A 4,685-nucleotide genomic window follows, 5' to 3' on the forward strand; every position below is an offset into this window, starting at 1 on the left:
GGCACCGAGTGGTGGGGCGAGGACCTTTTGCTTACTTTTGGGTCCTTCCAAAAGTGAGCCGCTGTAAGAGCGGAACCATAAGCCGCCGTTACCTAAATAACGGATATACACCCTATCACCCTATCACCCTATCACCCCGGCAACGGGACTCCACCGCCCCCTTTAATCGGCTTTTCCCCGATTGGATCCCCATCACTGCACCAAGGTGTACTAGCATAGGTTTCTGCACCCGAAACTCATGGACGAATTGATGAACTCACACCTGTTCCCACATATAGGCAAGGTCATCGCCAGCACCGGCAGTCGCCATTTCCCACGCATGCTGCATGACCTCATCCTCACCCAACTGGCAGTGGACGCCACCCATATCACCCAGCTGCAAGTCAGCCGCGAAGGCCACACCCGACGCAAGATCAGCCCGGTCTACACCGACTCCGTAGCGGCCTTGGGCGAGGCGCAACCCGCGGCACAATTGCACCTCACCCACCACAAGGACGACATGCGCTACGTGCTGTCTGTCTACCGCTCGCACCAGTCCGACAGCTTTTCGCCGCAGGAACGCAGCCTGCTGCAGGACTTCTCCACCTTGCTGTTGCCCATGGTCGAAAAACACATCACCGCGATCCAGCCATGCCGCCAGGACAGCGCCCCCTTGCCGGTGCAAAACCAGGGCATCGAAACCTTGCGCCGGCGTATTGAAGAACGCCTGGTGCAATCCGGCCTGACCTTGTCCAACCGCGAACTGGAAGTGTGCGTGGGCCTGCTGGCCGGGCGGACGGCGCCGGAACTGGCGGAGCAATTGGCGTTGAAGGTCAACACCATCGAAAGCTACCTCAAACGCGCAGCGATCAAGTTGGGAATCAGCGGGCGGCATTCGTTGTTGCGGTGGATGTATGCGGTGGAGGATGGAACAACCCTCTAAGCCAACACAAATCGAAATGTGGGAGGGGCAAGTCGAATCGTCGCACCGCCCCTCCCACATTTTGATCTGTGCAAGCTGAGAAAAGTCAGTCGCGCGCCAGTGCCTCGATCGGGTCCAGCCGCGCCGCATTCCTTGCCGGCACAAAACCAAACACAATGCCGATCAGCGTCGAGCAGGCAAACGCAGTAATGATCGACCCCATGGAAAACACCATTTCCCATTCCTTCACAAACACCGAAAACAGAAAGCCCAGCGCGTAAGACAGCGAAATCCCGATCAGCCCGCCAATCAAACACACCATCACCGCCTCCACCAGAAACTGCTGGCGAATATCCGACTGCCGCGCGCCCACTGCCATGCGAATGCCAATTTCGCGGGTACGCTCGGTGACCGACACCAGCATGATATTCATTACCCCGATGCCGCCCACCAGCAAGGAAATCACCGCGATCAGCGACAGCAGCAGCGCCAGGGAGCGGCTGGTTTTCTGCACCGTCTGCATGATGCTGTCGAGGTTATTGGTGAAGAAATCCTTGGTGCCGTGGCGTTGCAGCATGAGTTTATTGACGTTCTCTTCCACCACCTTGCTCGGCTGGCCGTCCTTGATGCGCACGGTGATGCTGTCCAGATGGCGCTGGCCCAACAGGCGCCCCGCCGCTGTTTCATACGGCACCCACACATTCAGCGCCTTGCTGGCGGCGAACATGTTTTTATTGTCGGCAGTGACGCCGATCACCGTGCACGGCAGGTTGCCCACCAGGATCACCTGGCCCAGCGGGTCGATATTCGGCCCGAACAGGCGATGACGGGTATTGTGGTCGATCACCACCACCTGGGCCTGGCGCCGCGCATCGCTTTCGCTGAAGGCAATCCCGGCCTCGAGCTTCAGGCCCTTGACCTTGAAGTAACGGTCGCTGACCCCGTTGACCTGCGCATCCAGGTCGATATTGCCAAAACGCAGCAGCAGGTTACGCCCGACCACCGGGGTGGCGCTGTCGACGTAATACAGCTGGTTCAGCGCGTCGACATCCGACGGCATCAAGGTCTCGATGGCCGACGCGCGGCTGTCGCCAAAACTGGTGCCGGAAAAGATATCGATGGTATTGCTGCCAATCGCCTGGATGTCCTTGAGCACATAGCGCTTGGCGCCCTCGCCGATGGCCGAGATCGACACCACCGAGGTGATGCCGATGACGATCCCGAGCATGGTCAACAAGGTGCGCATACGGTGCGAGACCAGCGCGACCCAGGCCATATTGAAAGCTTCCTTGAACAACCCCAGGCTCGCCACCAGGCGCCGCGCGCCGCTGCGCTTGGGTTCTATCGGCGCATCGCCGGGCAGCTCCAGGCCGCTGCTTTGGTTGGCCTTGTCGCTGACGATCTCACCATCGCACACCTCGACGATACGCTGGGCATTCGCCGCCACCTTGGGGTCGTGGGTGACGATAATCACTGTGTGCCCGGCGGCGTGCAGCTCGGCGAGGATGCGCATCACCTCCTTGCCGCTGTGGGTGTCGAGGGCGCCGGTGGGTTCGTCGGCAAGGATCACTTCGCCGCCGTTCATCAAGGCGCGGGCAATACTCACGCGCTGCTGCTGGCCACCCGAAAGCTGGCTGGGGCGATGAGTGCTGTGGCTGGCCAGGCCCAGGCGCGCGAGCAACTCGCCGGCGCGGCTATGACGCTGGGTTTGCGGGGTGCCGGCGTAAATCGCCGGCATTTCCACGTTGTGCAACGCGCTCAGGTGCGCGAGCAAATGGTAGCGCTGGAAGATAAAGCCGAAGTAGTCGCGGCGCAGCTCGGCCAGCTGTTCATCGCCCAATGAGCGGGTTTCGATGCCATTGATTTTGTAGCTGCCGGCCGTGGCGTAATCCAGGCCACCGAGGATATTCATCAACGTGGATTTGCCCGAGCCGGACGCGCCGATGATCGCGACCATCTCGCCGGCATGGATGGTCAGGTCGATGCCCTTGAGCGCGATGAACTCACGCTCGCCGGCGATAAAACTGCGGGTGATGCCCTTGAGTTCCAACAGTGGCTGGGTCATGGCTCAGTTCCCCGCCACGGCGGGCGTTGCATCGCCGATCACCACCTTGTCGCCCTCGACCAGGCCTTCGAGGATCTGCACCTTGACGTTGTTATTGATGCCGGTCTTCACCTCGCGCGACACCGCCCGGCCCTTGGCATCCAGCACCCGCAGCGAGTAGCCGCCATCGTTGTTGCGCGGGCCCAACGCGGCCACCGGCACCATCAGCGCAGCCTGGGCGGTGTCGAGCACGATGCGCACCTGGGCGGTCATGGCGATGCGCAGTCGGTGGTCGGGGTTGGGCACATCGAACAGCGCGTTGTAGAAGACCGCGCTGTTCTGCTTGGGCGTGCCGGCGGTCTGGGTTTCGAGGAAGTTCTGCGGCGCCGGCTCAGTGCCGCGCAGCTTGGCGTAGTAACGTTTGTCGGCCTCGCCAAGGATGGTGAAATACACCTGCTGGCCGGGGCTGATATGGATCACATCAGCCTCGGAAACCTGCGCCTTGACCGTCATGGTGTCCAGGTCCGCCAGCTTGAGCAGCACCGGCGCCAGTTGGTTGGCGATTACGGTCTGGCCTTCCTGGGTGACGATGCCCACCACATCGCCGTCGATGGGCGCGACGATGCGGGTGTAGGCCAGGTTGATCTTGGCGGTGTCGATCTGGATGTGCGCGCTTTTGATCTGTGCATCCAGGGACAACAGGTTGGCTTGCTGCACCTGGAAGGTGGATTCGGCGTCTTCGTAATCCTGGCGCGAGACTGACTCATCGATCTGCAAGCCCTTGTAGCGTTCGTAGATGGACCTGGCCTGCTTGAGTTGGGCCGCCGTGGCGCGGCGTTGGGCTTGCAGGTTTTCTTCGTCGACCTGGGCTTTGCGCAGGGTGTTCTGCAGGATCAATGGGTCGATTTCGGCGAGCCATTGGCCTTTTTTTACTTTGTCGCCGACTTTGACCTTCAACGACTTGAGCTGGCCGGAGACTTGGGCGCCGACGTCGACTTGCTTGATGCCTTCGAGGACGCCGGTGGCCAGGACGGCGTTTTCGATGTCACCGCGTTCGGCGGTGGCGGTGAGGTATTGGGGGGTGTCGGCGGGGGCCTGGACCGTGTAGATCACCAGGGCGATGGCGATGGCCAATGTGGCCAGGATGCTGATGGTTTTGAATTTTGACTTTGGCATTTGGGTACATATCCGTTTTTTCGGTCACGGCTGATATGGGTTCCGCTCTTACAGCGGGTCACTTTTGAAAAGCGCAAAAGTAACCAAAACGCTCTTGCCCCAACACTCGGTGCCTCGCCTAGGCTCGGCATGCCCTCACTCCGGCTTGAATCCGTGGGTCGCCGCGATGGGCCATCCTTGGCCCAGCGCGGCTAACCCGGCGTCCTGCCGGGTTACCCACGGATTCAAGCCTGCGTTCGGCCAGCGTGTTTAACGGGGCGCCTAAGATCAAGATCAAGATCAAGATCACAAGCGCAGATCAAAAGACCGCTGACTTCGTCAGCGACAAGGATGTAAGGGCCAGATCAAAAGCAGAGCAGAGCCACAGCGCTTTTGATCTACACCACTCAGGTCGGCTCTCAGGCCGCCGTGCTCTGCTTTTGATCTGCTTTTGCTTTGGCTTTTGATTTTGATCTGAGGCGCCCCGTAAACCACGCTGGCCGAACGCAGGCTTTGGAGCGTGGGTAACCCGGCAGGACGCCGGGTTAGCCGCGCTGGGCCAGGGATGGCCCATCGCGGCTAACC

At 60.6% G+C, this 4,685-nt stretch carries 3 protein-coding genes; 1 reads left to right on the top strand and 2 read right to left on the bottom strand.

Annotation, left to right across the window (positions count from 1 at the left end; translation table 11 throughout):
• Positions 1-250: 250 nt before the first annotated feature.
• Complete coding sequence (locus AC0IYH_RS28730) at positions 251-922, top strand: helix-turn-helix domain-containing protein (RefSeq protein ID WP_177411985.1); 672 nt, start codon at positions 251-253, stop codon at positions 920-922.
• An 85-nt stretch (positions 923-1,007) separates the two neighbouring features.
• Here AC0IYH_RS28730 and AC0IYH_RS28735 read toward each other — a convergent pair whose 3' ends face one another.
• Together AC0IYH_RS28735 and macA are read right to left on the bottom strand one after the other, a co-directional pair.
• Positions 1,008-2,966 (bottom strand): MacB family efflux pump subunit, encoded by a 1,959-nt coding sequence (locus tag AC0IYH_RS28735; RefSeq protein ID WP_471837385.1) that lies wholly within the window; start codon positions 2,964-2,966, stop codon positions 1,008-1,010.
• Between the two features lie 3 nt (positions 2,967-2,969).
• On the bottom strand, positions 2,970-4,121 hold the full coding sequence (macA, locus tag AC0IYH_RS28740; RefSeq protein ID WP_471837386.1) for a macrolide transporter subunit MacA: 1,152 nt from the start codon (positions 4,119-4,121) through the stop codon (positions 2,970-2,972).
• Positions 4,122-4,685 lie beyond the last annotated feature (564 nt).

The sequence above is a fragment of the Pseudomonas sp. AC463 genome, from assembly GCF_979253585.1.